Source organism: Tardiphaga sp., assembly GCF_028290785.1.
Classification (GTDB): domain Bacteria; phylum Pseudomonadota; class Alphaproteobacteria; order Rhizobiales; family Xanthobacteraceae; genus Tardiphaga.
This window is the reverse complement of record NZ_JAQGJD010000422.1, coordinates 1-4,229: the sequence shown is the minus strand read 5'-3', so window position 1 is coordinate 4,229 and position 4,229 is coordinate 1. Positions and strand designations below refer to the sequence as shown.

At 61.4% G+C, this 4,229-nt stretch carries 4 protein-coding genes and 1 pseudogene; 4 read left to right on the top strand and 1 reads right to left on the bottom strand.

Annotation, left to right across the window (positions count from 1 at the left end):
• Nucleotides 1–1,258: 1,258 nt before the first annotated feature.
• Nucleotides 1,259–1,880, bottom strand: a pseudogene (locus tag JWR89_RS26255) (Ku protein); the annotation flags it as partial.
• Nucleotides 1,881–2,011: 131 nt separating this feature from the next.
• Here JWR89_RS26255 and rnz point away from each other — a divergent pair.
• From rnz to JWR89_RS26235, 4 genes are all read left to right on the top strand, one after another.
• The gene (gene rnz, locus JWR89_RS26250) at nt 2,012–2,920 is read left to right on the top strand and encodes a ribonuclease Z (protein WP_299721118.1); all 909 of its coding nucleotides are present in this window, start codon (nt 2,012–2,014) and stop codon (nt 2,918–2,920) included.
• 2 nt (nt 2,921–2,922) lie between these two features.
• Nucleotides 2,923–3,450 carry an NUDIX domain-containing protein gene (locus tag JWR89_RS26245; RefSeq protein WP_299721117.1) on the top strand — a complete coding sequence of 176 codons (528 nt, stop codon included), beginning with the start codon at nt 2,923–2,925 and terminating at the stop codon, nt 3,448–3,450.
• 91 nt (nt 3,451–3,541) lie between these two features.
• Entirely contained in the window at nt 3,542–3,925 is a 384-nt protein-coding gene (locus tag JWR89_RS26240; RefSeq protein WP_299721116.1) for a DUF4174 domain-containing protein, read from the top strand.
• 8 nt (nt 3,926–3,933) lie between these two features.
• The coding region (locus JWR89_RS26235) for a metallophosphoesterase family protein (RefSeq protein ID WP_299721115.1) at nt 3,934–4,229 on the top strand (296 nt) is incomplete at its 3' end.

The following is a 4,229-nucleotide window of genomic DNA, read 5'->3' as shown; positions in this document are numbered from 1 at the left end:
AGCAATACGATCTATCGGACGATTAGCGGCGGAAACGTTTGGAAATTGGCGGGCGGTTGTGTCGATCTGACCTGGAGTAGGGTGCTAGTCGAAAACCGCTATCGCCATGAGTAGGCCCGCGGCTGTAGTGCCGATACCGGCCGCCAGTCCCGACCCCATCAGCAGTTTTTAAAGAATGCACATCGGCCGTCCCTCCGATGCTCAAAGCCTACGCCCGCAGATTCGCAAGTCGCAAGAGTCGGATCACGCACTTGGCGTCTGTGCGGCGAATGGTCCGGAGACCGCAGGTAATTCACGCGAAGCGAAAGACTCGTCTCGCCTAACTCCGAAATCTCAAACGGCGTGTGCCGCGGCCACACCCGGGCGGACAGTGCATCGCGCCGCGAGATACCGCGTTGAAGATATTCCGGCCCGGCGGAACCTGAGCGTCCTCGGGCAAGTTGTTGGGCATGCCGGCATGCGCGACCGCGTCGCGCGCCGGCGCAAACCCAAGGAGAGGCAGATGAAAAGGAATCGCCAAATTATTATCGTTTGTGCAGTCCTGTTGGGGCTCAGCTCTGTAGCGCAGGCGGGGCCGTGCAGCACGAGCAAATCGACGGAGTTGCGCGACGCCGGCTCTGGACCCACGCCCGGGAAGACCGGAACGACGGTCGGGACGAGTTCCAACTCCAATCAGCACCCACCGACCAGCGCCATGAACCAGCAGGCCGGCGTCAGTCCCGCATCACCTCAGGATGCCCAAAAGCAAATGCAAGGACAGCCTACTGCGGCTCAGCAGGCCGAAGGCGCTAAGGTCGCACCTGGCAAAATGGGTGAAAACGACTGCTGATTTTTGAGTGATGCACTGCGTCATCGTCTGACGTCGAACGGGAGCTGCAACGGCTCCCGTCCTACGGTGAGCGGTAGCTCATTGCTACCGCACGCTCATAGCGGATTTAAGGCTCGTTTTGCTCTAATCGGATTAGAGAAGGATCTCTTCAAGAGACAGCAAAGAGCTTTGGCGTCAGTCTCGCTCAACGAATGAAGTTGTAGCGATCCCACCTCTGCGAAGTCATCCTCGTTCTGACCCCAGACAGTTGCTAACCAAGCGGGAAACGTCTCGAAGCGCGGATCAGTAGCATCTTCCAAGTCGCGCCTCTTATTTGTGCCTTGGTCTCCAAACAATTGGCGTCACTTTGGCTGACGCGCGTTTGTCCACAGGGACGGGAGCATTTGAATTGTCCCGCCTTCCAAAAAAAGGAACGGGACCGCCGCCCTTCAGGCTCTGCTGCAGGGCGGTCATGAGATCGACGACGTTGGTGCCCGGACGCTCCTTGCCGTGCGGCTTTACGATCGTGCCGGCGCGCTTCTGGTTGATAAGTTCGAGCAGCGCGGTTTCGTACCCGTCGTCGAACTTGCTCGGATCGAATTAGGCCGTCTTCTACTGCACGATGTGCCGCGCGAGATCTAGCATGTCCTTCGCGACCCATGTCCATGCTGCGGATGGTTTCACGGATCACGGCGTAGGCGTCGTGACCGACCTTGCCGTCCGGAACGAGATAGTAGGGGCGGATCGCGTAGCGCTGGTCGATGTCGGACTTCGGCACGAACTCGTCGATCTCTATGGTCCGGGTGGACTCCAGCGGAATGCTCTCGAGCTCGTCCTTAGACACCTCGATGTTGGTGTCCTTATCGACCGCAAACCCCTTCATGATGTCCTCGGCGAGGACCTCCTCACCGGTGTCGATATCGACCTTCACGTATTTTATGCGATGGACGGTGTTGCGGTTGATCGGTTGAAGCTGATGTTCTCGGAATCCGAGGTGGCTGGAAACAATGCGACCGGGCAGGTGACGAGAGAAAGGCGCAGGGAAGCGCTTCCAATTGGCGCGTGGGGCCATGATCTACTCCAAACTCAACCGACACAACGGAACCGGGATTCAAACCGCGACAAAGGGGACGTTCCGGAACACCTTGGGAAGACTCGGGTTTTCAAGGTAGTCGGTGCAGCACCGGCGAGGGGGATTGTCGGTTGTTCGCTTTGACCTTCCTGGGGACGTCGGCAAGCGTGCCGTCCGCCGAACGCAATCATCCCGGCCTGCTCGTCGAAGCTGGAAGCCACAGGGTCCTGATAGACTGCGGAGAGGGCACGCAGCGGCAGTTGCTCCGAAGCGGCGCGGGTTTCAGAAGGCTCGACCGGCTTCTGCTGACACACGCCCACTTCGATCACGTCCTGGGTATTCCGGGCCTGCTCTCGACGCTGCGTCTGCAGCAGAGCGTCGGGGACACTATGACGATTCATGGCGGGCCCGGCACCCTCGAAGTCGTCAGCCGCATGCTTGCGGGATTCTGGGGCGACGGCCGGGCGCCTGTCCCGCTCGAACTGGTCCCCCTGCAGTCCGGCCCTGTCGTGGAGACCGCCGAGTTCACGATCGACTGCTTTCCGGTTCGCCACCGGGACACCGACAGCTTCGCGTTCACGTTCCAGAGCCTGATCCGTCGCCACCTTTCATCGGAGCGCCTCGCGGCCCTCGGCGTTCCGGACGGTCCGGAGCGCAGGGGGTTGTCGCATGGAAAGCCGGTCACGTTGCCGGATGGCCGGACTATCGATCCGGAGGACGTTCTCGGCCCGCCCACGATGGGCAAGAAGCTTGTGGTAGTCGGCGACACGGAGAGTGTGGACGGCTTATCCGATCAGGTGCGGGATGCGGACGTGTTGGTCATAGAGGCGACGTTTCTCGATCGAGACGCGGAGATGGCACGCCATTACGGCCATCTGACCGCTGCGAAGGCTGCGACGCTCGCGGCGAAGTGCGGCGTGAAGCAATTGGTCCTCACCCACATCTCAGGCCGCTATTCCGACGAGGAGATCTTGGCGGAGGCGACCAGCATTTTCCGGGAAAGCAGGCTGGCCGCCGACTTCGATCGCGTGGGGATCTGAAGATGGTGGCAGATCGGCGCCAGGCTCGGACGACGGCGATCGAGAAGCCGCTGCGGCGCAGGTCGGAGCGATCCCCCGTGAGCGCCGGCATATTGGCCTATCGGCAGGGAGACGAGGGCCTAGAGGTTCTGCTCGTCCACCCCGGCGGCCCATTTTGGCGCAACAAGGATGACGGCGCCTGGTCCATTCCGAAAGGGGAGTTCGGCGGCTCGGAAGATCCGGAGCAGGCGGCCCTTCGCGAACTCTCCGAGGAGCTTGGCCCTGCAGCCTCGATCGGCCCGCTCCGGCCCTTGGGAGAGATCCGCCAGCGCGGCGGGAAGCGTGTTGTCGCATTCTTCGGGCAAGCCGTGTTCGGCCCAGCCAATCTGTTCAGCAACACCTTTGAGCTCGAGTGGCCCCCCAATAGCGGCAGGCGCCAACATTTTCCGGAAGTCGACCCTGCCGAGTGGTTCGACCTGGACACCGCGAGGATCAAAGTGTTGTCGGGGCAGGTCGCGCTCATCGACCGGCTCGTCGAGGCCGTCCCGTGACATGGATCGATCGGGAGCAGCCGATGTTATCCTTCCGGACATGCCGCTGCGGGGAGCCGAGGGTATCACGATGCGATTGCGAATTCTCGCGATGACGATGCTGATGGGAATGACCATGATGACGGGCGAGAGCAAGGCTGCGCCGCTTGACGGATTGCGATGGAAGAACCGTGTGCTGGTCGTCGTCGGTTCTCCGACCGACCCCGCGGTAGCGGAACAACGGAGGATCTACCGGGCTGCCGGCGAAGGCATGACCGAGCGCTCGATCGTTTTGACCGAAGCGCTCGACGGCAGCGAGCGATCCCGACAGATCCGGTCCTGGCTCGATGCGGACGGTAAACGCTTCCAGGCTTTCTTAGTCGGCAAGGATGGGCACACCGCCATCTCGTCCGATAAGCCTCTGTCCGCCGACTACCTGTTCGGGAAGGTCGACGCGATGCCCATGCGGCGCGACGAGATGAGACGCGCGCGCTAGGCCGGCCGATGGCGTTCAGGATCGGCATCATTTCCGACACGCACGGATTGCTGAGACCTGAGGCGGAACGTTTCTTGGCCGGCGTCGATCACATCATCCACGGTGGCGACATCGGCAATCCAGACATCATCGCTACGCTTCGCCGGATTGCACCGGTCACCGCGATCCGGGGAAACGTCGATACAGGAAGATGGGCCGATGCCTACGCCGAAACCGAAACCTTGCGGCTCGCCGATCGAGCAATCTTCGTCCTGCACGACCTCAATGCTTTGGAGATAGAACCTGCCAAGCAAGGCATCGACGT